The following is a 22,736-nucleotide window of genomic DNA, read 5'->3' as shown; positions in this document are numbered from 1 at the left end:
GATTCCGTGTGCCGAAACTGTCCGTCATCGTGCCTCTCCACAATGTCGGGATCTACGCCCCCGACACCATGCGCAGCCTCGCGAACAACGCGGACCCGGACTTCGAGTTCCTGCTGATCGACGACTGCTCCACGGACGACACACCGTATGTCCTCGACCGTTGGCGGAGTCGTATCCCGCACGCCACCGTGATCCGCCACGAGACGAACCTCGGGGTGGCCCAGGCGCGCAACACCGGTCTGGACGCCGCGACCGGGGAGTACGTCACCTTCCTCGACGGCGACGACTGGTACGCCCCCGGCCACCTGCGCGCCATGGTCGACTCCATCGAGGCCCTGGGCTGCGACTTCGCCCGTACCGACCATGTGCAGTCGAACGGAAGGTCGCGCGCAATTCGCTACGCGCCCGCCAAGAAGCGCGACACGGTGATGGATCCGCGGGACGGAATCGCCCCGGCGAGCATGGTCACGATGGTCGACTATCCCTTCGTCCCCTTCGGGATCTACAGCGGCCGCCTTTTCGAGAACGGCGCCTCCCGATTCGAGACGACATTGCGCACCGCCGAAGACCGGCTCTGGATCTGGCGCCTCCATCTGAAAGCCACCACATTCGCGGCGCTCAGCCTGCACGGCGTCTTCTACCGGCGCGGTGTCACCACGTCTCTCACCCAGATCACCGACCATCGCCAGCTCGACTTCATCCCGTCCTACGACCTTCTCCTCGAAGAGGTGTCGAAGGACGCCGAGGCCGACCGCTTCCTGCCGAAGGCGGTCCGCACCTACTGCGCCATGATCGCCTTCCACATGGGCAAGGCCGGCCAGTACGAGCCCGCCGTCACCAAGCGGCTCAAGCAGAACGTGACGGACGCCCTGCGCCGCATGCCGCAGCAGGTGCTCGACGAGACCCTGGCGACGATGGACAGCGCACGTGCCACGCTGCTCCGGAGCCTGCGCGCCACCGGAAGGACCGCCTGACCATGAACCCGCATCCGCGTACCCCGACGCAGATCTTCCAGGTGTCGACGCTGTACGGAGCGGCCACCCTGGCGGCGGCGCTCGACGCCGGCCTGTTCGGCGCCCGCGAGGACGCCCGGCGCGTCCTGCTCGTGGCGAACAACGCCGAGATCCCGGAGACGGCGCTGCGGCTCGACGAGATGACCGGCTACGGCCGCATCGCCGCCCGCTTCGACGAGACGATCGACTGGAACGAGGCGATCCACCCCCACCACCCGAGCTCCTGGGCGCCCCGCCCCGAGGAGGCGCCGCTGTGGCAGCGGGTGTTCCGGACGGCGTGGGACCTGGGCGGCGCGCCGGTCGAGCTGATCGTCGAGTCCATCCAGGTCAACCCCGCCAAGGCGCTCGCCGCCGTCTTCGCCGAGAGCTCCGTCCAGCTCTACGCCGACGGGCTCATGAGCTACGGGCCGACCCGCGCCGAGCTGCCGCAGTCGATCGCCTGCCGCGTCCATCGGCTGCTCCATCTCGACCTGGTGCCGGGGCTGCGTCCGCTGCTCCTCTCCGAGTACGGCGTCGAACCCGAACTCGTACCCGACGCCGCCTTCCGCGGCGTCCTCGCGGAGATCGCCGAGGACGCCAAAGACGCCGAGGACGCCAAGGGCGACCGACGCCTCGCGGAGGCGGTCGCGGCCGCCCCCACCGCCCTCCTTCTCGGCCAGTACCTCGCCGCCCTCTCCATCCTCACCGCCGACGAGGAGGAGGAACTGCACGTCCGCATGGTGCGCGGAGCCGCGGCCGCCGGACACACATCGGTGGTCTTCAAGCCGCATCCGACCGCGCCCGCCCGCTACTCGCTCGCCCTGCACGAGGCGGCCGAGGAGATCGGCGTACGGCTGACCGTCCTGGACGGCCCGCTGCTCGCCGAGACGTTCTACGAGCGCTGCCGGCCCCGGCTCGTCGTGGGCTGCTTCTCCACCGCGATGCTCACCGCGTCCGTGTACTACGACGTGCCGATCGCCCGGGTGGGCACCGAGACGGTCCTGGAGCGGCTGCGGCCCTACGAGAACAGCAACCGCGTGCCGCTGACCGTCGTGGACCACATCGTGCCGGACCTCGAATCCGGCTCGGGTCCCGCCGTGCCGGGGAACGCTCCGCCGACCTTGACGCCGCTCGTCCGCGCGGTGGGGTACTGCATGCAGCCGAGGCTCCACCCCCTGCTGCGGGACGAGACCGCCCGGTTCCTCGCCGCCCGACAGGGCGACGAGACCACCGCGCGGTACTTCCCGGTGGAACGGCTGACCGAGCTCGGACTGCCCGGCGGCTCCCCCCGCTCCGCGTCCCGGCTCCGCCGGAGCCTGGCCCGGAGCGGCAGGAGCTGACACCCCGGGGCGGGCGCGGGCGGCAGCGGTCTCAGTCGCCGGCCGAGCGGACGATCGTGAAGACCGCGCCCTCCGGGTCCGCCACCAGGGCATGACGGCCCGTCGTGCCCTCGGCGGGCGGCTTCAGCACCTGGCCGCCCAGCTCGGTGACGAGGTCGGCGGCCGCGTCCGTGTCGGCGACCTCGAAGTACGTCATCCAGTGGGGTCCCCGGTCACGCGGGAGCGCGGAGCCGACGCCGTGCAGCGACGCCACCGGCCTGCCGTCGACGCGCAGGGTGAGGTAGTCGAAGTCGGCGGAGACGGTCGGCTCGGCCTCGTACCCGAAGACCGTCCGGTAGAACTTGCCGACCGCCGACGTCTCGTACGTCAGCAGTTCGTTCCAGACCGGCGTCCCGGGCGGGCCCGCCGCCGCGGCGCCGTGGTGCAGCCCGGCCTGCCAGACGCCGAAGACGGCCCCGGTCGGGTCCGAGCAGATCACCATCCGCCCGGCCTCGCCCGCGTCCAGCGGCCCGACCGCGACTGTTCCGCCGCAGCTGCGGATGGACTCCGCCGTCTCGCCGGCGTCGTCCGAGGCCAGATAGGTCGTCCAGGCGACGGGCAGGTGGCGGTCGGGCGGCAGCTGGCCGATGCCGGCCAGCTCCCTGCCGTCGAGCAGCGCGCGGACGTACGGGCCGAGCTGCTGAGGGCCGGGCGCGAACTCCCAGCCGAAGAGAGCTCCGTAGAACTCCTGCGTCGCGTCAATCCCATGCACCATCAAACTCACCCAACAGGGTGTACCCGGTGTGCGCCGAGTCGCCGCGGTCATCGTCACTCTCTCCTCGGACCATCGTCGTGGCCGTGCGGGGGGACAGGTGCATGCGCGCGAGGTCGTACGAGGCGACGGGGGCGGAACACCAGGTCCGTGGGGAATTCGTGGCGCATCCGTACCCGCCGTGCGGCCGTCGTACGCACGCCTCGGTCGCGTGCCCGGGTCGATGCTCGCACCACCGGGCGCGCCGTGCGCCACGGCCGCGCCGGATTTTGGCGCGATCCCACAGGAGGATGCCTGGATTGCCGTCGGCTGTTCGGGCCATCGTCGGCGCGCGCTGCGCGAGGATGGCACCCATGAAGCCCATCATCACGGCAAGCGAACTCGTGAGCGAGTCCGCGGGAGCCAGGCCCCCCGTCCTGCTCGACGTCCGCTGGGAGCTCGGCGGCCCGCCCGGACGGCCCGCGTACGAGGCCGGCCATCTCCCCGGCGCGGTCTACGTCGACCTGGACGCGGAACTGGCCGGTCCGCCCGGCGCCGGCGGCCGGCACCCGCTGCCCGACGTGGCGGCGTTCGGGGCGACGATGCGCCGGGCGGGGGTCTCGGCGGACACGCCGGTCGTCGTCTACGACGGCGGGCTCGGCTGGGGCGCGGCCCGCGCCTGGTGGCTGCTGCGCTGGACCGGCCACCCGGACGTACGCGTCCTGGACGGAGGGCTCGCGGCCTGGACGGGGGAGCTGTCGAAGGAGACCCCGAGGCCGGAACCGGGCGACTTCGTCCCCGTGCCGGGCGCGCTCGGGCTGCTCGACGCGGACGGTGCGGCGGCCCTCGCCGGCGCGGGGCCCGAGGCGGGATTGCTGCTCGACGCGCGGGCCGCGGAGCGGTACCGGGGCGATGTGGAGCCCATCGATCCGGTCGGCGGGCACATCCCCGGCGCGGTGTCGGCCCCGACGACCCAGAACGTGGACGAGGAGGGCCGCTTCCTGCCGGCGGAGGCCCTGGCCGCCCGCTTCTCCGCGCTCGGCGCCACCGCGGACAAGGAGGTCGCCGTCTACTGCGGCTCGGGCGTCTCCGGCGCCCACGAGGTTCTCGCCCTGGAGATCGCCGGCATCCCGGCCGCCCTCTACGCGGGCTCCTGGTCGGAGTGGTCCCGCGACCCGGCCCGCCCGGTGGCGAAGGGCCCCGCCCCGAAGTAGGGCGAAGCCGAAAAAGGAAGGGGGGCCGCGCCGAAACGGCGCGGCCCCTCTCTCCCGTACAGCGTCAGTCCTGCTTCTTCCGCCGGGTTCCGAAGACGATCTCGTCCCAGCTCGGGACCGCCGCGCGGCGGCCCGGTCGGACGCCGTCCGCCTCGGCCTGACGGTCCGTCGTGCCCGTCAGGCGGTCGCGGTGTCCGGAGACCGCACGGGGCATCAGGACGTCGGCGTAGGCCGAGCCGGCGCCCGCGGAGGCCGCCGGAGCCGGGGGCTCCTCCGCCTCCGGGTCGTCGGAGGGATCGATCGGGACCGGTTCGGCGGTCCGGTCGGGGACGACCAGGTCGCCGCGGAAGCTCGGCACCGCCTCCAGCAGGCTGGTCAGCGAGTCCCGTTCCTCCTCCGGCTCCGGGGCGGGCACGGGCGCACGCTCCAACTGGCGGTCCAGGGCGCGGTCCAGCGGCCGGTCGCGCGGCAGCCGGGCGATCCGCGGCACGAACGGGAAGCTCGGCTCGGGCGCGGCGGCGATGGTGTCGTCGGTCTCGCCGATGAGCGCGCGCGCCTCGTCGTCCACGGCCTGGACGAGCCGCCTGGGCGGGTCGTACGTCCAGCTCGCCGTGTGGACCTCGCCCGCCACGCGGTAGACGAGCAGCACCTCCCACGTGCCGTCGTCGCGGCGCCAGGAGTCCCACTGCACGGTGTCCTTCTCGGCCCCGCGCAGCAGCAGCCGCTCCTGCACGGCCTCGCCGAGCTGCGGTCCGGTGTTCTCCCCGGGCCGGCGTACGGGAGTCTTGCGGGCCCGCTCCGCCATGAACGCCCGCTCCGCGAGGACGGGGCCCTCGAAGCGCCGCACGCGGTCGACGGGGATCCCGGCGAGCTGGGCGACCTCCTCCGCGGAGGCTCCGGCGCGTATCCGCGCCTGGATGTCGCGGGGGCGGAGGTGGCTCTCCACCTCGATCTCGATCTGACCGAGCCGCGCTCGGTCGTTGCGCACGGCGGCGCGCAGCCGCTCGTCGATCGGAAGCGTGTACTCCGTGCTGTCAGCAGCCTTCAGCACCAGTCGTGTGCCGTCGTTGGAGACGGCCACGACACGCAGTTCGGGCATGGGGACCTCCCGGGTGGTGCCTGCCGACGTCACGTGCGTCGCTGCTTCCGCTAGTCGAGTGTGGCCTGCCCGGGTGCAGCCTGCCACAACCTTGCCGAGTTGCCCGGCGTGTCGGGCATGGACCCTGGTACGCCGTTATGGCACGGTTACCTATTTTGCAACGCAGAGTGACCGGTGGTCACGCTGTGCAGCAGGCGCCCGTGCGGTGCCGCGGCGCCGCCGGTTCGAGTGCCGCCTTCGGCCCCCTCCCGCAGAGCCGAGCACCCTCGCGGGAGCACGGACCCAGGGCTCGACACAGTACTCCATTCGGACCACCTGGGTGGACCGGCACGCCGCCCAAGTTCTCCCGAGGTACGGGAGTTGAGTCTCCGCCGGCCTCACCCTTACGTGTCACTCTTCACAGAAAAACCAGAAACGAAACCATTCGCCCCCGCCTGATCGACCGTCAGTCGCCCAGGACCCGGCGCAGATAGTCGTTGGCGAACAGCCGGTCCGGGTCCAGCCGGTCCCGTACCTCCGTGAACTCCGCGAAGCGCGGATAGACCTCGGAGAAGTACGCGGCGTCCCGCGTGTGCACCTTGCCCCAGTGCGGCCGGCCGCTGTGCGCCGTCATGATGCGCTCCACCGCGGTGAAGTACCCGCGGTGGGGCGTCCCCTTGTAGAGGTGCACGGCGATGTACGCGGTCTCACGGCCCGAGGCCGTGGAGAGCGCGATGTCGTCGGCCGGCGCCGTACGCACCTCCACCGGGAAGCTCACCTTCAGCGGCGAGCGTTCGATCATCGCCTTCAGCTCGCGCAGCGCCGCGACGGCCGCCTCGCGCGGAAGGGCGTACTCCATCTCCAGGAAGCGCACGCGGCGCGGGGAGGTGAAGACCTTGTACGGAATGTCGGTGTACGTACGGGCGGACAGCGCGCGGCTGGAGATCCGGGCGATCGACGGGATGACCGGGGGGACCGCGCGGCCCAGGGAACAGGCGACCTGGAAGAGGCCGTTGGAGAGCAGCTCGTCCTCGATCCAGCCGCTGACCGTGCCGGGCGGGGCGGCGGGGCCGGCGCTGCGGTTGTTGCGCTTGGTGTTGCAGTTGTCCGTGTGGGGGAACCAGTAGAACTCGAAGTGCTCGTTCTCGGCGTGCAGCGCGTCGAACTCCGAGGTGACCCGGTCGAAGGTCATCGGCTCCTCGCGCGCGGTGAGCAGGAAAATCGGCTCCACGGCGAAGGTGATCGCGGTGACGACGCCGAGCGCGCCGAGCCCGATCCGGGCGGCGGCGAAGACCTCGGGCCGCTCCTTCTCCGAACAGGTCATCAGCCGCCCGTCGGCGGTGACCAGCTCCAGCTCGCGGATCTGGGCGGCGATCGAGGCCGAGTCGCGGCCCGTGCCGTGGGTGCCGGTCGAGGTCGCACCGGCGACCGTCTGCTCCATGATGTCGCCCATGTTCGTGAGCGACAGGCCCTCCCGGGCCAGCGCCACGTTGAGCCGCTTCAGCGGAGTGCCCGACTCCACGGTGACGGTCATGGCCTCGCGGTCGATCCGCCGGATTCCCGTCAGCAGGTCCGGGCGGATCAGCACGCCGTCCGTGGCGGCGATCGAGGTGAAGGAGTGGCCGGTCCCGACCGTCTTCACCCGCAGCCCGTCCGCCGCGGCCTTCCGCACCGCGTCGGCGAGCTCCTCGGCCGAGGCCGGGCTCACCTCCCGTACCGGACGGGAGGTGACATTGCCCGCCCAGTTACGCCACGGGGTGCTCGCCGTCCTCACGCTCGTCGATCGCTGTGACTGCCCTGTCGTCGGCCCGCTCACGCTGCCCCTCCCCAGTCGGCACCGGCCTGCGCAGCCGGCGGTACCCCAGGAGCCCCACCGCGACCGCGAGCGCGCCCGAGACGACGGGCACCACGTACCCCGCCTCCGCACCCGACGCGTCGACGACCCAGCCGGCGGCCGAGGAGCCGAGCGCCACCCCGATGGCGAGCCCGGTCCCTGTCCAGGTCATGCCCTCGGTCAGTTTGGTGCGCGGTACGTGCGCTTCGACGAGGGCCATGGTGGTCACCATCGTCGGTGCGATGGACAGGCCCGCGACAAAGAGCGCCACGGCCAGCAACGGCAAGTTCCCGGCCAGTAGGAGGGGGATCATACTCACGGCCATCGCGCAGACACCCAGGAGCCACCTGCGGGACGGCTCGCTCTTCAGGTGGAGCAGACCGAACACGGCGCCGGCCAGGCAGGAGCCCAGCGCGTACACCGCGAGCACCAGGCTGGCGGCGGCCTTGTGGCCCTCCTCCTCGGCGAAGGCGACCGTCACGACGTCCACCGAGCCGAAGATCGCGCCGGTGGCGACGAAGGCGAGCGCGAGCACCCGCAGACCGGGGGAGCGGAGCGCGGAACCGCCGGAGTGCTCCCCCTTGGGGTGCGGGCGCGGCTCGGTGGCGCGCTGTGAGGTCAGCCAGAAGACGCCGATGGCGAGGAAGACGCCCGCGAACAGCGGGCCGGCCTCGGGGAACCAGACGGTCGACAGACCGATGGAGATGATCGGACCGAAGATGAAGCACACCTCGTCGACGATCGACTCCCAGCTGTACGCGGTGTGCAGCTCGCGCGCCGAGCCCCGGTAGATCTCCGCCCATCGGGCCCGGGTCATGGCGCCGACGCTCGGCACACAGCCCACGAGGGCCGTGAAGACGAACAGGGTCCAGTCGGGGGCCTCCCGCTGGACGCAGATCAGCAGCCCCGCGCCCGCCACGAGCGAGACGAGGGTCGCCGGACGCAGCACCCGCCGCTGGCCGTAGCGGTCGACCATCCGGGAGATCTGCGGGCCCAGCACGGCCGCCGACATCGCCAGCGCCGCGGACAGGGCGCCCGCCAGGCCGTACCGCCCGGTGACCTGGGAGATCATGGTCACGATGCCGATGCCCATCATGGAGAGCGGCATACGGCCGAAGAAGCCCGCCACCGAGAAGGACCGGGTGCCGGGCGCCGCGAAGATCGCGCGATAGGGACTGGGCAAGAGGATCTCCGGGCGTCTGCTCATCACGCGTCTGCTCAACACGTGTAATTAATTACTAAAGCCTACGGTGTTGAACTGGATGCGGGCAGCTTCTTTTTCGGACGGGCCGCGCCACCGGCTGTCAGCGCCGGGTGGGAGGATCGGTGCCATGTCCGATCAGCACGATCCCGCCCCGTACGACGCCCTCCTGCTGCTCTCCTTCGGCGGCCCCGAGGGGCCGGACGACGTCGTCCCCTTCCTGGAGAACGTCACCCGCGGCCGAGGCATCCCCAAGGAGCGGCTCAAGGAAGTGGGGCAGCACTACTTCCTCTTCGGCGGCGTCAGCCCGATCAACGACCAGAACCGCGCGCTGCTCGACGCGCTGCGCACGGACTTCCGGCGGGCCGGCCTCGACCTGCCGGTCTACTGGGGAAACCGGAACTGGGCGCCGTACCTCACCGACACTCTGCGCGAGATGGTCACCGACGGCAGGCGCCACATCGCCGTCCTCACCACCAGCGCGTACGCCTCCTACTCCGGCTGCCGCCAGTACCGCGAGAACCTCGCCGACGCGCTGGCCGAGCTGGAGGCCGAGGGACTGCCGCTGCCCCGGGTCGACAAGCTCCGGCACTATTTCAACCACCCTGGCTTCGTCCGGCCCATGGTCGAAGGCGTCCTCGCCTCGCTGGCAGAGCTCGACGAGCCGGTCCGCGCCGGCGCGCACCTCGCCTTCACCACCCACTCCATCCCCGAGTCCGCGGCCGACACCTCCGGACCCGTCGGTGACCACGGAAAGGGCGGCGCCTATGTGAAGCAGCATCTGGACGTGGCCCGTCTGATCGTCGACGCGGTCCGTGAGGAGACCGGCGTCGAACACCCCTGGAAGCTCGTCTACCAGTCCCGCAGCGGCGCCCCCCACATCCCGTGGCTGGAGCCGGACATCTGCGACCACCTGGAGGAGCTGCACGCGGCCGGGGCCCCGGCCGCCGTCATGGTCCCGATCGGCTTCGTCTCCGACCACATGGAGGTCCTCTACGACCTCGACACGGAGGCCACCGCCAAGGCCGCCGAGCTGGGACTCCCGGTGCGGCGCTCGGCGACCGTCGGCGCAGACCCCCGGTTCGCGGCCGCCGTGCGCGACCTCCTCCTGGAGCGCGCGGCCCACGAGCGCGGGGCCAGGGCCGAGCGGTGTGCCCTGGGCGCCCTGGGGCCCTCCCACGACCTCTGCCCGATCGGCTGCTGCCCGGCCAGGGTGGAGCGGCCGGCGGCGGCCGGTGCCGACAGTCCGTACGCCTGAGGAGCGCCTGTGACCGAGCCCGTGAACCCCGTTCCCGCCGATTCCCCGCCGGCCGGCCCGGTGCCGGCCGACCCGCTCCGGGCCGAGCTGCTCGCCCTCGCCCTGGAGGCCGGGCGCAGGGCGGGCGCGCTGCTGCGCGACGGGCGGCCGGACGACCTCGCGGTGGCGAGGACCAAGACCAGCCCGATCGACGTCGTCACCGAGATGGACATCGCCGCCGAGAAGCTGATCACCGGCTTCCTCGCCGAACACCGTCCCGAGGACGGCTTCCTCGGTGAGGAGGGCGCCGCCAGCCCCGGCTCCAGCGGCGTCCGCTGGGTGATCGACCCGCTCGACGGCACCGTGAACTATCTCTACGGGCTGCCGACCTGGGCCGTCTCCATCGCCGCCGAACGGGACGGCGAGACGCTCGTCGGGGTGGTCGAGGCCCCGATGCGCCGCGAGACGTACCACGCGGTCCTCGGCGGCGGCGCGTACGCCGGCGAGCGCCGGCTCGCCGCCCGCCCCCCGGCCCCGCTGGACCAGGCCCTGATCTCCACCGGGTTCGCCTACGTCCAGACCCGCCGCGCCCGTCAGGCAGAGGTCGCCCGGCACCTCGTCCCCCGGCTGCGCGACATCCGCCGCGGCGGCTCCGCCGCCATCGACCTCTGCGACGTCGCGGCCGGCCGCCTCGACGGCTACTACGAACGCGGGCTCAACCCGTGGGACCTCGCGGCAGGCGACCTGATCGCCAGGGAGGCGGGCGCCCTGACCGGTGGACGCCCCGGTGAGCGTCCCTCGGGCGAGCTGACGGTCGCGGCCCCGCCCGGCGTCTTCGAGCCGCTCCAGGAGCTCCTGGAGGAGTTCGGCGCCTGGCACGACTGACGTGCGCCGGCCGCGCCCGGACGCGCAGGGGCCCCGACGCCGACGGCGTCGGGGCCCCTGCGCGTCAAGGGTCAGGCGCTGGCGGCGCCGACCTCCACGCCGTGCTCGGCGGCCAGGCGGTGCAGGTCGTCGAGCTCGGCCTGCTCGACGTCCGCGAGGAAGTCGTCGCCCGTCTCGCGAGCCCGTGTGAGGTCGGTCTGCGCGGTCCTGATGCGCTGCAGCAGTCCTGCGGTGAAAGCGTCCATCGTGCGCCCCCTCGTCATGGGTCGGTGGCACGGGGGTGTGCCGAGGGTGGGTCGATCACTCACTGCAACTCTGGGGGGACAGAGCGGCTCGTGGCGTACACGGAACAGAGCGTGATCGCGGGGTGTGCAGACGTCCTCCCCGGGAGCTTCCTCACAGAAACCTCAACTGGCCCGTGATTCAGGTGAATTCTTCCCACCCCTCGCCCGTCCCCTGCCCGGGTGTCGCCGGCCCCAAGCCGTCTTACAGCCGGTTTACGCGCGTACGGGGCAGGATGGACGCGCACAGTCCGTGCGCAGAAACCGCCCGGGTCCACGTCGAGAACAGGCGAGGGCAAGGGCTCGCAGGAAGGAATTACGACGTGCGCGTACTCGTCGTCGAGGACGAGCAGCTGCTCGCCGATGCGGTGGCCACCGGTCTGCGCCGGGAGGCCATGGCCGTCGACGTCGTGTACGACGGCGCCGCCGCCCTGGAACGCGTCGGGGTGAACGACTACGACGTGGTCGTCCTCGACCGGGACCTCCCCCTGGTCCACGGCGACGACGTCTGCCGCAAGATCGTCGAACTCGGCATGCCGACCCGCGTCCTGATGCTCACCGCCTCCGGTGACGTCAGCGACCGCGTCGAGGGCCTGGAGCTCGGCGCCGACGACTACCTCCCCAAGCCCTTCGCCTTCACCGAGCTCACCGCGCGCGTGCGGGCCCTCGGCCGGCGCACCACCGTGCCGCTGCCGCCCGTCCTGGAACGCGCCGGGATCAAGCTCGACCCCAACCGCCGCGAGGTCTTCCGCGACGGCAAGGAGGTCCAGCTCGCGCCGAAGGAGTTCGCGGTCCTGGAGGTGCTGATGCGCAGCGAGGGCGCGGTCGTCTCGGCCGAGCAGCTCCTGGAGAAGGCCTGGGACGAGAACACCGACCCCTTCACCAACGTCGTACGGGTCACGGTGATGACCCTGCGCCGCAAGCTGGGGGAGCCGCCCGTCATCGTCACCGTCCCCGGCTCCGGCTACCGGATCTGATCCCCCGGTGGCCGCGACTCCCGCGCCCCCTCAGGCGCCTCCGAAGCCCACCTGGGACCCCAGGGACCCCGTCCGGCCCCTGCTCCGTCCGACGATCCGGATACGGCTCACCCTGCTGTACGGCGGGATGTTCCTGATCGCCGGCATCCTGCTGCTGTCGATCATCTACCTCTTCACCGCGCAGGCGCTGGGCGACAGCGCCTCGGAGCTGCCCTTCAAGGTGGTCAGCGGCACGGTCCAGCCCACCACGTCCTGGTGCAGGCTGCCCGACTCGGGCACCGGCGACCAGCTCCACCAGGCCGTCTCAGCCTGTCTCCAGCACCAGCGTGACCTGGCGCTCGACGACCTGCTGCGCCGCTCCCTGTTCGCCCTCCTCGGGCTGAGCATCATCGCCTTCGCCTTCGGCTACGCCATGGCGGGCCGCGTCCTGTCCCCGCTGGGCCGGATCACCCGTACCGCCCGCCAGGTGGCCGGATCCGATCTGGCCCGGCGGATCGAGCTGGACGGCCCGGACGACGAGCTGAAGGAGCTCGCGGACACCTTCGACGAGATGCTGGAGCGCCTGGAGCGGGCCTTCACCGCCCAGCAGCGGTTCGTCGCGAACGCCTCGCACGAGCTGCGCACGCCGCTGGCGATCAACCGCACCCTCCTGGAGGTCCACCTCTCGGACCCCGGGGCGCCCGTGGAGCTGCAGCAGCTCGGCAAGACGCTGCTCGCCACCAACGAGCGCAGCGAGCAGCTCGTGGAAGGTCTGCTGCTGCTCGCCCGGAGCGACAACCAGATCGTCGAGCGCAAGCCCGTCGACCTCGCCGAGGTCGCCTCGCACGCCATCGACCAGCTGCACGCCGAGGCCGAGGCCAAGGGCGTGGAGATCCGCGGCGAGCGGGCACCCGCCGTGGTCCAGGGCAACGGCGTCCTCCTGGAGCGGATCGCGCTGAACCTGGTCCAGAACGCCGTCCGGTACAACATCCCGGAGGACGGCTGGGTGGAGGTCACGACCTCGACCGAGCACGGCCAGGCGGTCCTGGTGGTGTCGAACACGGGTCCCGTGGTTCCCGCGTACGAGATCGACAACCTCTTCGAGCCGTTCAGACGGCTGCGGCAGGAGCGGACCGGCAGCGACCGGGGCGTGGGTCTCGGCCTGTCGATCGCCCGCTCCGTCGCGCGGGCCCACGGTGGCCGTATCATCGCCGAGCCCCGCGAAGGCGGTGGTCTCGTGATGCGTGTCACTCTCCCGATCTGACACACTTCGGGTACCAGCCGGTTCCGTTCGCTTTGCGCGGAATTTTCGGACCCCGTTCCTGAGACGGCCATGTGTGATCGATCACAGGAGCAGGCATCCGTCCCTCTACTCTCCGTGATCGGGAATTCCATCGGAAAACCTGGAAAAGTCCGGGTTTCCGGGGGTCGGGATGACGGGAAGTACACGGGGTGGCGCCCGTGAGGGACGGTAGGTGGACCGTGTACGGTCCCGTTCGCCACCCAAAGCCGGTCACTCATGAGAGAGCGGATTGGGTGTCGATTGAGTAACAGACCTTGATGTGAGGCAAAATCTCCGCCTCGGGTCGGGCACAAGTCCGGCCTCTCACGCGTTACGTGCGCTGGAGACACCGCAACCACCCAGAGGGGGAGAGCGACATGGCAACGGATTACGACACCCCACGCAAGACCGACGACGACGTCGATTCGGACAGCCTTGAGGAACTGAAGGCCCGCCGGAACGACAAGTCGACGTCGACGGTCGACGTCGACGAGTTCGAGGCCGCCGAAGGTCTTGAGCTGCCGGGCGCCGATCTGTCGAACGAGGAGCTCGCCGTACGGGTCCTGCCCAAGCAGGCCGACGAGTTCACCTGCATGAGCTGCTTCCTCGTGCACCACCGCAGCCAGCTGGCTCGGGAGAAGAACGGTCAGCCGATCTGCCGCGACTGCGACTGAGATCGGTCGGCCGTGGCAGGCGACACACCGTCTCGGAAGCGGCGCTTCCGGCTTGTGGGTAAGCCGGAGGCGCATCAGAGCGGTCAAGGCCCGACCGAGGGTGCCCCTGAGGCTCCCGGAGCCGAGCACGCCGCCCCCCTGCCCTCCCTCGGCGCACGTGACGACGAGCGAGGCCCCTCGGCCTCGCTCGAGGCGGTCACGGCGTCGGACCAGGAGGAAAGGGAGGCACCGCACGGCGGGCGCCGTCGCGGCGCCGTCCAGCGCGTCACCGGCCCGGCGCGCGCACAGTTCGACCGCATGAAACTCGACCGCGCGCGGATCGACGCCGTCAAACGCGGCGTGAAGCGTGGCGGCGAGAGCGCGAAAGCCGGTATCGGTCATCTCGCCGACCGGCTCATCGAGATCGCCCCCCGGGTACCGGTCCGGGATCTGGCGACCCTGCGCAGGCAGTTCCCCGGGCTCGGCCCCGAGCAGATCGCCGACAAACTCGTCGCGGGCGCCGCCAACGCCAGCTCGACCGTCGGCGCGGGCGTCGGAGCCGCCGCGATGCTCCCCGTACCCCCCGCTATGCCCGCCGAGCTCGCGGCGGAGATCACCGGAGTCGCGGCGATCGAGCTCAAGCTCGTCGCCGAACTGCACGAGGTGTACGGAGTGCGGCCGCCCGGCACGCTCACCCAGCGCTCCACGGCCTACCTCACCGCCTGGACCGAGGAACGGGGCATCGACCCCACCCGGCCCACCACCGTCAACGCGGCGCTCGGCGGCCAGCTGAAGCGTGAACTGCGTCAGCAGATCACGAAGCGCATGGTGCGCAATCTGCCCAGCCTCATGCCGTTCATGGTCGGAGCCGCGGTCGGAGCGCTGATGAACCGCCGCGACACCAAGAAGCTCGCCGACAACGTCCGCAAGGATCTGCGCCGTCGCCAGGTGCCCTGGGACGCCCTGCGGGGACTGCCCCCGCTGGAGCAGCCCGAGAACCCCAAGGAGATCGGCTTCTAGGCTCCGCTTTAGGCCTCCGCGCCGTCCGCGCCGACGCTCTCGGCGCCCCGCGCGTCCGCACGGGCCGCGTCCGCACGGGCCGCCTCCAGAGCCGCCACCAGGCCCTCCGGGTCACGGCTGGACAGATAGACGTACGGCGTCGGGTCCGCCGGGTCGGTCACCTCGACACGGACCGCGCCGGGGACGTAGCCGCGCAGCAGCATGAACGCGCGCGGATCGGCCTTGAACGTGCGCCAGGCGCGCGCCTCCTCCGCGTCCAGCGCCTCGGGAGCCCCCAGAGCCGTCACCGGGATCCGCGCGTCGCCCGCGACCAGCGAGCCGGCCACGACCCGGATGCGCGCGGAGCCGTACGAAGAGACGACCACGGCCGCCAGCGCGGCCGCCGCGATCACACCGCCGAGCGTCGGAACCGTCCCCAGCGGGAACATGACCAGACCACCGGACAGGCCCAGCAGAGCCGTGATGACCCACCAGGAGCGGGGAGCGGTCAGACGTTCGTCGTAGCGCGGCGCGGAGGACGGTACGGAAGGCTGCATGCGTCCAAGCTTGGCACGGCGCGACCCGCCCCTACCCGCGCGGGTAAGGTCTGCGGCTGTGACTGCAACATCTGCCGCCCTCACCCCGCCGGCCGACGCCATACCGCCGGTACGCCACCCCGACGCGCCCGCCCCCGGCGAGCTGCTCGGCGCGCACTATGAGCACTGCTTCGGGTGCGGCGGCGGCCAGCCCCACGGGCTCCACCTGGAGGCCCGGGCCGGCGAGGGCGTGACGGTCACCGCCGAGTTCACCGTGACCCCCGACCACCAGGGCGCCCCCGGCCTCGCGCACGGCGGCGTCCTCGCCACCGCGCTCGACGAGACCCTCGGCTCCCTGAACTGGCTGCTGCGGGTCATCGCCGTCACCGGCCGGCTCGAGACCGACTTCGCGCGGCCCGTCCCGGTCGGCACCGTCCTGCACCTGGAGGCCGAGGTCACCGCCGTGCACGGGCGCAAGATCTACTCGACCGCCACCGGCCGGATCGGCGGGCCCGACGGCCCCGTCGCCGTCCGCGCCGACGCCCTCTTCATCGAGGTCAAGGTCGACCACTTCATCGACAACGGCCGTCCGGAGGAGATCCAGGCGGCCATGTCCGACCCCGACCAGGTCCGGCGCGCCCGCGCCTTCGAGGTGAACCCCTGATGCGCAACCCTGTCGACGTACTCATCCGGCGCGTGGACCCGGACGTGCCGATCCCGGCCTACGGCCACCCCGGCGACGCCGGTGCCGATCTGGTGACCACCGAGGCGGCGGTCCTGGCCCCCGGTGAGCGGGCCGTACTGCCCACGGGGGTCTCCATCGCGCTGCCCGACGGCTACGCCGCCTTCGTGCACCCGCGTTCCGGGCTTGCCGCTCGCTGCGGAGTCGCGCTCGTGAATGCCCCGGGGACGGTGGATGCCGGGTACCGTGGAGAGATCAAGGTGATCGTGGTCAATCTGGACCCGCGCGAGAGCGTGCGGTTCGAACGGTTCGACCGGATTGCCCAACTTGTCGTCCAGCAGGTCGAGAAGGTCCGCTTCCACGAGGTGGCGGAGCTTCCCGGTTCGGCGCGGGCCGAGGGGGGCTTCGGTTCCACCGGCGGTCATGCCGCCGTGGACGGCACAGACGGCACAACGGGTGGGAATCGATACGCTTCGGTCGTATCCGACCGGGAAGGACAGTGACGTGTTCGGACGTCGCAAGAAGAGCGGTGCCGCTGAGGACGCAGCGGGCGAGGCCGAGCAGGTCGTCGACGCGGTCGACACTGACGACACGGCCGGTGCGCCGCGTCGGGTGAACCTTCCGCCGGCGCCCCGGCCCGACGGACCGTGGGACATCTCCGAGGTCTCCAGGCCGGAGGACGGCCGGGTGGACCTGGGCGGCATGTTCGTGCCCGGAGTCGAGGGCATGGAACTGCGGGTCGAGGTGGCGGGCGACGCGATCGTCGCGGCCACCGTCGTCCTGCGCGACAGCGCCGTGCAGCTGCAGGCGTTCGCCGCACCGAAGAAGGAAGGCATCTGGGGCGAGGTCCGCGAGGAGATCGCCAGCGGCATCACCCAGCAGGGCGGTGTCATCGACGAGGTCGAGGGCCCGCTGGGCTGGGAGCTGCGGGCCCAGGTCCCGGTGCAGCTGCCCGACGGCACCGGCGGTGTGCAGCTGGTGCGTTTCGTGGGCGTCGACGGGCCCCGCTGGTTCCTGCGCGGAGTGATCTCCGGCCAGGGCGCGGTGCAGCCGGAGGCGGCCGGTCTCCTGGAGCAGATCGTCCGGGACACCGTGGTGGTCCGCGGCGAGGGCCCGATGGCCCCGCGCGACCCGATCGTCCTCAAGCTCCCGAACGACGCGCAGATGGTGCCGGACGGCGTGCAGCAGGAGGAGCAGGAAGGCTCGCGCTTCTCCGGAGGCATGGGCCAGCTCCAGCGCGGACCGGAGATCACCGAGGTCCGCTGACCGGTCCGCCGACACAGGTTTCCGACCAGGACCGATGGGCCGCCTTCCGTGCCACACGCGCGGGAGGCGGCCCATCGGCCTTCGGAAGCCCGATCTTCCGGCGTTCCCTGGCACCGCGGCCCCCGGGCGGCCCATACTGACGGGCGCACACGTTCGACGACGGGGGAGACCAGGGTGAGTGGGAGCAGCGCGCGTTCCGGCATGGCGGTGGTCGAGGACCCGTCCGGCGGCCCCATGGTCCGCGTCGAGAACCTCCACCGCTCGTACGGTACGGGCGCGGCCGCCGTCCACGCCCTGCGCGGCGTCTCCTTCGACATCCCGCGCGGAGAGCTCGTCGCGCTCAAGGGCCGCTCGGGCTCCGGCAAGACCACGCTGCTCAACCTCGTCGGCGGCCTCGACAGCCCCGACGACGGCCGGATCACCATCGACGGCACGGACCTCGCGGAGCTCGGCGAGAACGGACTCCTGGAGCTGCGACGGGACCGCGTCGGCTTCGTCTTCCAGTCCTTCGGACTCATCCCGATCCTGACCGCGGCGGAGAACGTCGGCGTGCCCCTGCGGCTGCGCAAGGCGGACCCGAAGGAGCGGGAGGAGCGCGTCGCCCTGCTCCTCGCGCTGGTCGGCCTCGCCGACCACGCGGCCCAGCGCCCCGGCGAGCTCTCGGGCGGCCAGCAGCAGCGCGTCGCCATCGCCCGCGCCCTGGCCAACAAGCCCGCCCTGATCATCGCCGACGAGCCGACGGGCCAGCTCGACGCGGAGACCGGGCTCGCCGTGATGGAGCTCCTGCGCGCGGTGGTCCGCGGCGAGGGGGTCACGGCCCTCGTCGCCACCCATGACGCCCAGCTCCTCGGCCTCGCGGACCGGGTCCTCGAGCTGAGCGACGGCGAGATCATCGAGCACTGAGCCCCGCGGCGGTCCGCCGCCGGGCTCCTCGCGTCCCGCCCCTGGGCCCGCATCAGGATCCTGTCAAGACGCTCCACGGCCCTCACCCCAGGCGCGGAATGTCCGATTCGCTGGACGTAAGGTCATGCCATGGGACGCGGCAGGCTACGGATCTATCTCGGCGCGGCACCGGGCGTCGGCAAGACGTACGCGATGCTCTCCGAGGGGCACCGGCGCGTCGAGCGCGGTACGGACTGTGTCGTCGCCTTCGTCGAGCACCACGACCGTCCGCGTACGGAGGTCATGCTGCACGGCCTCGAGCAGGTCCCGCGCCGCTCCCTCGCCCACCGGGGCACCACCTTCACCGAGATGGACGTGGACGCGGTCCTGGCCCGCCGCCCCGCCGTCGCGCTCGTCGACGAGCTCGCCCACACCAACGTGCCCGGCTCCCGCAACGGCAAGCGCTGGCAGGACATCGAGGAGCTGCTCGCCGCCGGCATCGACGTCATCTCCACCGTCAACATCCAGCACCTCGAATCGCTCGGCGACGTCGTCGAGTCGATCACGGGCGTACGGCAGCAGGAGACCGTCCCCGACGAGGTCGTACGCCGCGCCGACCAGATCGAGCTGGTCGACATGTCGCCCGAGGCGCTGCGCCGCCGGATGGCGCACGGCAACATCTACAAACCGGACCGCATCGACGCCTCCCTCTCCCACTACTTCCGGCCGGGGAACCTGACCGCGCTGCGCGAGCTCGCCCTGCTGTGGACGGCCGACCGGGTCGACGAGTACCTCCGGCGGTACCGCGGCGAGCACAACATCCGCTCCACCTGGCAGGCCCGGGAACGGATCGTCGTCGGGCTCACCGGCGGACCGGAGGGCCGTACCCTCATCCGGCGCGCCACCCGCCTCGCCGAGAAGGGCGCGGGCGGCGAGGTGCTCGCCGTCTACATCGCCCGCAGCGACGGTCTCACCGCCGCCTCGCCCAAGGAACTCGCCCTCCAGCGGACGCTCGTCGAAGACCTCGGCGGAACGTTCCACCACGTCATAGGCGACGACATACCCTCCGGCCTGCTGGAGTTCGCCCGAGGCGTCAACGCCACCCAGATCGTCCTCGGCTCCAGCCGGCGCAAGACCTGGCAGTACATCCTCGGACCCGGCGTCGGCCAGACCGTCGCCCGCGAGTCAGGACCGGACCTCGACGTCCACATCGTCACCCACGAGGAAGTGGCCAAGGGGCGCGGACTGCCCGTCTCCCGCGGCGCCCGCCTCGGCCGCTCCCGGATCATCTGGGGCTGGCTCGCCGGCGTCGTCGGACCAGCGCTGCTCACCCTGCTCCTCACCCATGTCGACGCCGACCTCGGTCTCGCCAACGACATGCTGCTCTTCCTGGCTCTCACCGTCGCCTCCGCCCTGCTCGGCGGACTCCTCCCGGCGCTCGCCTCGGCCGCCTTCGGCTCCTTCCTGCTGAACTGGTTCTTCAGCCCGCCCCTGCACCGGCTCTCCATCGCCGACCCCAAGAACATCGTCGCCATCGCCGTCTTCTTCGGTGTCGCCGCGGCCGTCGCCTCCGTGGTGGACCTCGCGGCCCGGCGCACCCACCAGGCGGCCCGGCTGCGCGCCGAGTCCGAGGTGCTGTCCTACCTCGCCGGCGGCGTGCTGCGCGGCGAGTCGAGCCTGGACGCCCTGCTTGAGCGGGTCCGGGAGACCTTCTCCATGGAGTCGGTGGCCCTGCTGGAGCGCGCGAGCGACGTGGAGCCGTGGACCTGCGCGGCGAGCGTCGGCACGCGCCCCGTCGCGCGGCCCGAGGACGCCGACGTGGACATGCCCGTCGGTGAACACCTGGCGCTCGCCCTGACGGGCCGGGTGCTGCCGGCCGAGGACCGGCGCGTGCTGGGCGCCTTCGCCGCCCAGGCCGCGGTGGCCCTGGACCGGCAGCGGCTCGTCGGCGAGGCGGAGGAGGCCCGCAAACTGGCCGAGGGCAACAAGATCCGTACGTCCCTGCTCGCCGCCGTCAGCCATGACCTGCGTACCCCGCTGGCCGGGATCAAGGCGGCCGTCTCCTCCCTGCGCTCGGACGACGTCGAGTGGTCCGAGGAGGACCGGGCCGAACTCCTCGCCGGGATCGAGGAGGGCTCCGACCGGCTCGACCACCTGGTGGGGAACCTGCTGGACATGTCCCGGCTCCAGACCGGCACCGTCACCCCGCTGATCCGCGCCATCGACCTGGACGAGGTCGTGCCCATGGCGCTCGGCGGCGTCCCCGACGGCAGCGCCGAGCTGGACGTCCCCGAGAGCCTGCCGATGGTCGAGGTCGACAAGGGCCTCCTGGAACGGGCCGTCGCCAACATCGTCGAGAACGCGGTGAAGTACAGCCCGCCCGGCGTGCCCGTGGTCGTCGCGGCGAGCGCCCTCGGCGACCGGGTCGAGCTGCGCGTCGTCGACCGGGGCCCGGGCGTGCCCGAGGAGAGCAAGGACGGCATCTTCGAACCGTTCCAGCGCTTCGGGGACGCACCGCGCGGCTCCGGCGTCGGCCTCGGTCTCGCGGTCGCCCGCGGCTTCGTCGAGGCCATGGGCGGCACCATCACCGCCGAGGACACCCCCGGCGGCGGGCTGACCATGACCCTCACCCTCAAGGCCGTGACCAGGCGGCTGCCGCCGGACGGAAGCCAGACAGAGAGAGAAGGATGCCTTCGATGACCCGGGTCCTCGTCGTCGACGACGAGCCGCAGATCGTCCGCGCGCTGGTGATCAACCTCAAGGCGCGGAAGTACGAGGTGGACTCGGCGCCCGACGGCGCCACCGCCCTTCGGCTGGCCGCCGAGCGCCATCCCGACGTGATCGTCCTCGACCTGGGACTGCCCGACATCGACGGCGTCGACGTCATCAGGGGGCTGCGCGGCTGGACCCGGGTGCCGATCCTGGTGCTCTCGGCGCGGCAGACCTCCGACGAGAAGGTCGAGGCGCTGGACGCGGGCGCCGACGACTACGTCACCAAGCCCTTCGGGATGGACGAGCTCCTGGCCCGGCTGCGCGCCGCGGTCCGCAGGGCCGAGCCGGTCGGCGGCGGCGAGGACGGCGTCGTGGTGGTGGAGACCGAGGGCTTCACGGTCGACCTCGCCGCGAAGAAGGTCCACCGCGACGGGCGTGACGTCCGCCTCACCCCCACCGAGTGGCACCTCCTCGAAGTGCTGGTCCGCAACAGTGGGCGCCTGGTCAGCCAGAAGCAGCTCCTCCAGGAGGTCTGGGGCCCTTCGTACGGCACCGAGACCAACTATCTGCGGGTGTACATGGCGCAGCTGCGGCGCAAGCTGGAGGCCGACCCCTCGCACCCGCGGCACTTCGTCACCGAACCGGGCATGGGCTACCGCTTCGAGCACTGATCCGTCGTCCACAGGGCCCGTTCCGCTCTCCGAGGTGGCCGGTACGCTTTCTGTATGAGTGCTGCACCGCGTACAGAGAAGCCGGCCGGACGATTCCGCCGGATGCTCGACCGGCTGTCCACCTCTCAGGAGGAGCTGGAGTCCGTAGAGCTCCAGGAGGACACCGAGGCGTCGGGGTGCACGCGTATCTGCGACTGCTCCGACCGCCAGATAGTCAAGGTGACTGGTACCTTGCGCACGGTCACTCTGCGTCCGCGGGCGGGGGTTCCGGCCCTCGAGGCCGAGCTCTTCGACGGCACGGCCCCGCTGGACGTGGTGTGGCTGGGCCGGCGTTCCATCGTGGGCATCGAGCCGGGCCGCAAAATGATCGCCTCCGGCCGGATCTCCATGAGCCACGGCCGGCGGGTCCTCTTCAACCCCAAATACGAGCTCCGACCGCTCGGACAGGAGTAGCCGGTGACGTCTCTCGACAAGCCGACGACGACGGATACGGATCAGGACGCCCAGGCCTCGAAGGAGGTCACCGAGGCCGCGCTCTTCGAGGCCTTCGGCGGCGTACGAGGCATGGTCGAGACGGTCCTGCCCGGCCTGCTGTTCGTCACGATCTTCACGATCAACAAGGACCTGCACCTCTCGGCGATCGCCGCGCTGGCGGTCTCGCTGGTCCTCGTCGCCGTCCGGCTGGTCCGCCGGGACACCGTCAAGCACGCGTTCAGCGGGGTCTTCGGCGTGGCGTTCGGTGTCGTCTTCGCGATGATGACCGGCAACGCCAAGGACTTCTACCTGCCCGGCATGCTCTACACCCTCGGACTCGCCCTCGCGTACATCATCACCACGCTCGCGGGCGTCCCGCTGATCGGTCTGATGCTGGGCCCGGTCTTCAAGGAGAACCTCTCCTGGCGGACCCGTAACCCCGGCCGTAAGAAGGCGTACGCGAAGGCGAGCTGGGCGTGGGGCCTGATCCTGCTCGGCAAGTGCGCGATCCTCTTCCCGATGTACTGGTGGGCGGACACGACCAAGTTCGGCTGGGTCCTCGTCGCGCTGAAGATCCCACCCTTCCTGCTCGCGGTGTATCTGACCTGGTTCTTCCTCTCGAAGGCCCCGCCGCCGATCGACGTCTTCGCCGAGATGGAGGCGGAGGAGGAGGCCGAGAAGGCCCGCAAGGCGGCCGCGGCCCAGCAGCCGGAGGCGTAGCCCCACGTACGTACGCGTGGGGGATTTACGTAGGGGATTTACGGGAAGGGCCCGGGACCTTGAGAGGTCCCGGGCCCTTCCCGTATCCGCTGTGCCTGTCCGCCGTGCGGT

At 71.7% G+C, this 22,736-nt stretch carries 23 protein-coding genes; 17 read left to right on the top strand and 6 right to left on the bottom strand.

All coding sequences use genetic code 11. The features are described 5' to 3' along the window. Positions 1–8 precede the first annotated feature (8 nt). Complete coding sequence (locus ACF06X_RS10360) at positions 9–974, top strand: glycosyltransferase family 2 protein (RefSeq protein WP_392286780.1); 966 nt, start codon at positions 9–11, stop codon at positions 972–974. 2 nt (positions 975–976) lie between these two features. Continuing rightward, positions 977–2,332, top strand: coding sequence for a polysialyltransferase family glycosyltransferase (locus ACF06X_RS10355; protein WP_392286779.1), 1,356 nt, complete (start codon positions 977–979; stop codon positions 2,330–2,332). Between the two features lie 31 nt (positions 2,333–2,363). Here ACF06X_RS10355 and ACF06X_RS10350 read toward each other — a convergent pair whose 3' ends face one another. Further along, positions 2,364–3,137 (bottom strand): VOC family protein, encoded by a 774-nt coding sequence (locus tag ACF06X_RS10350; protein ID WP_392286778.1) that lies wholly within the window; start codon positions 3,135–3,137, stop codon positions 2,364–2,366. A gap of 299 nt (positions 3,138–3,436) precedes the next feature. On the opposite strand from ACF06X_RS10350, the gene ACF06X_RS10345 reads away from it, so the two are divergent. Next, on the top strand, positions 3,437–4,276 hold the full coding sequence (locus ACF06X_RS10345; protein WP_392286777.1) for a sulfurtransferase: 840 nt from the start codon (positions 3,437–3,439) through the stop codon (positions 4,274–4,276). 64 nt (positions 4,277–4,340) lie between these two features. Here ACF06X_RS10345 and sepH read toward each other — a convergent pair whose 3' ends face one another. The 3 genes from sepH to ACF06X_RS10330 all read right to left on the bottom strand — a co-directional run bounded on the left by sepH (position 4,341) and on the right by ACF06X_RS10330 (position 8,371). Next, on the bottom strand, positions 4,341–5,408 hold the full coding sequence (sepH, locus tag ACF06X_RS10340; protein ID WP_392286776.1) for a septation protein SepH: 1,068 nt from the start codon (positions 5,406–5,408) through the stop codon (positions 4,341–4,343). Between the two features lie 412 nt (positions 5,409–5,820). Continuing rightward, complete coding sequence (locus tag ACF06X_RS10335) at positions 5,821–7,128, bottom strand: D-arabinono-1,4-lactone oxidase (protein ID WP_392286775.1); 1,308 nt, start codon at positions 7,126–7,128, stop codon at positions 5,821–5,823. Next, positions 7,100–8,371, bottom strand: a complete 1,272-nt coding sequence (locus tag ACF06X_RS10330) for an MFS transporter (RefSeq protein ID WP_392286774.1) — start codon at positions 8,369–8,371, stop codon at positions 7,100–7,102. The genes ACF06X_RS10335 and ACF06X_RS10330 overlap by 29 nt, the downstream gene beginning before the upstream one ends. A 148-nt stretch (positions 8,372–8,519) precedes the next feature. Here ACF06X_RS10330 and ACF06X_RS10325 point away from each other — a divergent pair, with 148 nt between their 5' ends. Then, positions 8,520–9,647: a ferrochelatase gene (locus ACF06X_RS10325; RefSeq protein ID WP_392286773.1), complete on the top strand. Its 1,128-nt coding sequence runs from the start codon at positions 8,520–8,522 to the stop codon at positions 9,645–9,647. A 60-nt stretch (positions 9,648–9,707) separates the two neighbouring features. Continuing rightward, a complete protein-coding gene (locus ACF06X_RS10320; RefSeq protein WP_392286917.1) occupies positions 9,708–10,511 on the top strand; it encodes an inositol monophosphatase family protein in 804 nt (267 codons plus the stop codon). A gap of 71 nt (positions 10,512–10,582) precedes the next feature. Here the strand turns inward: ACF06X_RS10320 and ACF06X_RS10315 are convergent, their stop codons facing one another. After that, complete coding sequence (locus ACF06X_RS10315; RefSeq protein WP_189601841.1) at positions 10,583–10,756, bottom strand: hypothetical protein; 174 nt, start codon at positions 10,754–10,756, stop codon at positions 10,583–10,585. Between the two features lie 359 nt (positions 10,757–11,115). Between ACF06X_RS10315 and ACF06X_RS10310 the strand changes: the two genes are divergently transcribed. The 4 genes from ACF06X_RS10310 (at position 11,116) to ACF06X_RS10295 (ending at position 14,703) form a co-directional block, all read left to right on the top strand. Further along, entirely contained in the window at positions 11,116–11,769 is a 654-nt protein-coding gene (locus ACF06X_RS10310; protein ID WP_158991339.1) for a response regulator transcription factor, read from the top strand. 7 nt (positions 11,770–11,776) lie between these two features. Next, positions 11,777–13,012 carry a sensor histidine kinase gene (locus ACF06X_RS10305; RefSeq protein ID WP_392286772.1) on the top strand — a complete coding sequence of 412 codons (1,236 nt, stop codon included), beginning with the start codon at positions 11,777–11,779 and terminating at the stop codon, positions 13,010–13,012. 395 nt (positions 13,013–13,407) lie between these two features. Then, on the top strand, positions 13,408–13,704 hold the full coding sequence (locus ACF06X_RS10300; protein ID WP_003955561.1) for a DUF4193 domain-containing protein: 297 nt from the start codon (positions 13,408–13,410) through the stop codon (positions 13,702–13,704). Between the two features lie 12 nt (positions 13,705–13,716). Next, positions 13,717–14,703, top strand: a complete 987-nt coding sequence (locus tag ACF06X_RS10295; protein ID WP_392286771.1) for a hypothetical protein — start codon at positions 13,717–13,719, stop codon at positions 14,701–14,703. An 8-nt stretch (positions 14,704–14,711) separates the two neighbouring features. Here the strand turns inward: ACF06X_RS10295 and ACF06X_RS10290 are convergent, their stop codons facing one another. Further along, on the bottom strand, positions 14,712–15,239 hold the full coding sequence (locus ACF06X_RS10290) for a DUF3093 domain-containing protein (RefSeq protein ID WP_392286770.1): 528 nt from the start codon (positions 15,237–15,239) through the stop codon (positions 14,712–14,714). A gap of 58 nt (positions 15,240–15,297) precedes the next feature. Here ACF06X_RS10290 and ACF06X_RS10285 point away from each other — a divergent pair, with 58 nt between their 5' ends. The 8 genes from ACF06X_RS10285 to ACF06X_RS10250 all read left to right on the top strand — a co-directional run bounded on the left by ACF06X_RS10285 (position 15,298) and on the right by ACF06X_RS10250 (position 22,625). Next, entirely contained in the window at positions 15,298–15,882 is a 585-nt protein-coding gene (locus ACF06X_RS10285) for a PaaI family thioesterase (RefSeq protein WP_158991350.1), read from the top strand. Then, positions 15,882–16,403 (top strand): dUTP diphosphatase, encoded by a 522-nt coding sequence (dut, locus tag ACF06X_RS10280; protein ID WP_392286769.1) that lies wholly within the window; start codon positions 15,882–15,884, stop codon positions 16,401–16,403. Before ACF06X_RS10285 ends, dut begins: the two co-directional genes overlap by 1 nt. Position 16,404: 1 nt before the next feature. Beyond that, positions 16,405–17,166: a DUF3710 domain-containing protein gene (locus ACF06X_RS10275; protein ID WP_158991356.1), complete on the top strand. Its 762-nt coding sequence runs from the start codon at positions 16,405–16,407 to the stop codon at positions 17,164–17,166. A 201-nt stretch (positions 17,167–17,367) separates the two neighbouring features. Then, positions 17,368–18,069: an ABC transporter ATP-binding protein gene (locus tag ACF06X_RS10270; protein WP_392286916.1), complete on the top strand. Its 702-nt coding sequence runs from the start codon at positions 17,368–17,370 to the stop codon at positions 18,067–18,069. A 129-nt stretch (positions 18,070–18,198) separates the two neighbouring features. Beyond that, a complete protein-coding gene (locus tag ACF06X_RS10265; protein WP_392286768.1) occupies positions 18,199–20,748 on the top strand; it encodes an ATP-binding protein in 2,550 nt (849 codons plus the stop codon). After that, positions 20,745–21,431, top strand: a complete 687-nt coding sequence (locus tag ACF06X_RS10260; RefSeq protein ID WP_392286767.1) for a response regulator — start codon at positions 20,745–20,747, stop codon at positions 21,429–21,431. Before ACF06X_RS10265 ends, ACF06X_RS10260 begins: the two co-directional genes overlap by 4 nt. Positions 21,432–21,485: 54 nt before the next feature. Then, positions 21,486–21,884 carry an OB-fold nucleic acid binding domain-containing protein gene (locus ACF06X_RS10255; protein WP_189601845.1) on the top strand — a complete coding sequence of 133 codons (399 nt, stop codon included), beginning with the start codon at positions 21,486–21,488 and terminating at the stop codon, positions 21,882–21,884. A gap of 3 nt (positions 21,885–21,887) precedes the next feature. Next, positions 21,888–22,625 carry a DUF3159 domain-containing protein gene (locus tag ACF06X_RS10250; RefSeq protein ID WP_392286766.1) on the top strand — a complete coding sequence of 246 codons (738 nt, stop codon included), beginning with the start codon at positions 21,888–21,890 and terminating at the stop codon, positions 22,623–22,625. Positions 22,626–22,736 lie beyond the last annotated feature (111 nt).

The sequence above is a fragment of the Streptomyces sp. NPDC015346 genome (assembly GCF_043078785.1).
Classification (GTDB): domain Bacteria; phylum Actinomycetota; class Actinomycetes; order Streptomycetales; family Streptomycetaceae; genus Streptomyces.
Note: the sequence above shows the minus strand (reverse complement) of the source record. Positions and strands in the feature narration are given on the sequence as shown.

Excerpts from the sequence above, each read along its gene's own strand:
- ACF06X_RS10270 (WP_392286916.1), top strand. The coding sequence starts at position 17,368 with ATGGCGGTGGTCGAGGACCCGTCCGGCGGCCCCATGGTCCGCGTCGAG.
- ACF06X_RS10300 (WP_003955561.1), top strand. The coding sequence starts at position 13,408 with ATGGCAACGGATTACGACACCCCACGCAAGACCGACGACGACGTCGAT.
- ACF06X_RS10315 (WP_189601841.1), bottom strand. The coding sequence starts at position 10,756 with ATGGACGCTTTCACCGCAGGACTGCTGCAGCGCATCAGGACCGCGCAG.
- dut (WP_392286769.1), top strand. The coding sequence starts at position 15,882 with ATGCGCAACCCTGTCGACGTACTCATCCGGCGCGTGGACCCGGACGTG.
- ACF06X_RS10325 (WP_392286773.1), top strand. The coding sequence starts at position 8,520 with ATGTCCGATCAGCACGATCCCGCCCCGTACGACGCCCTCCTGCTGCTC.
- ACF06X_RS10290 (WP_392286770.1), bottom strand. The coding sequence starts at position 15,239 with ATGCAGCCTTCCGTACCGTCCTCCGCGCCGCGCTACGACGAACGTCTG.
- ACF06X_RS10355 (WP_392286779.1), top strand. The coding sequence starts at position 977 with ATGAACCCGCATCCGCGTACCCCGACGCAGATCTTCCAGGTGTCGACG.
- ACF06X_RS10265 (WP_392286768.1), top strand. The coding sequence starts at position 18,199 with ATGGGACGCGGCAGGCTACGGATCTATCTCGGCGCGGCACCGGGCGTC.
- ACF06X_RS10350 (WP_392286778.1), bottom strand. The coding sequence starts at position 3,137 with ATGACCGCGGCGACTCGGCGCACACCGGGTACACCCTGTTGGGTGAGT.
- ACF06X_RS10255 (WP_189601845.1), top strand. The coding sequence starts at position 21,486 with ATGAGTGCTGCACCGCGTACAGAGAAGCCGGCCGGACGATTCCGCCGG.
- ACF06X_RS10260 (WP_392286767.1), top strand. The coding sequence starts at position 20,745 with ATGACCCGGGTCCTCGTCGTCGACGACGAGCCGCAGATCGTCCGCGCG.
- ACF06X_RS10345 (WP_392286777.1), top strand. The coding sequence starts at position 3,437 with ATGAAGCCCATCATCACGGCAAGCGAACTCGTGAGCGAGTCCGCGGGA.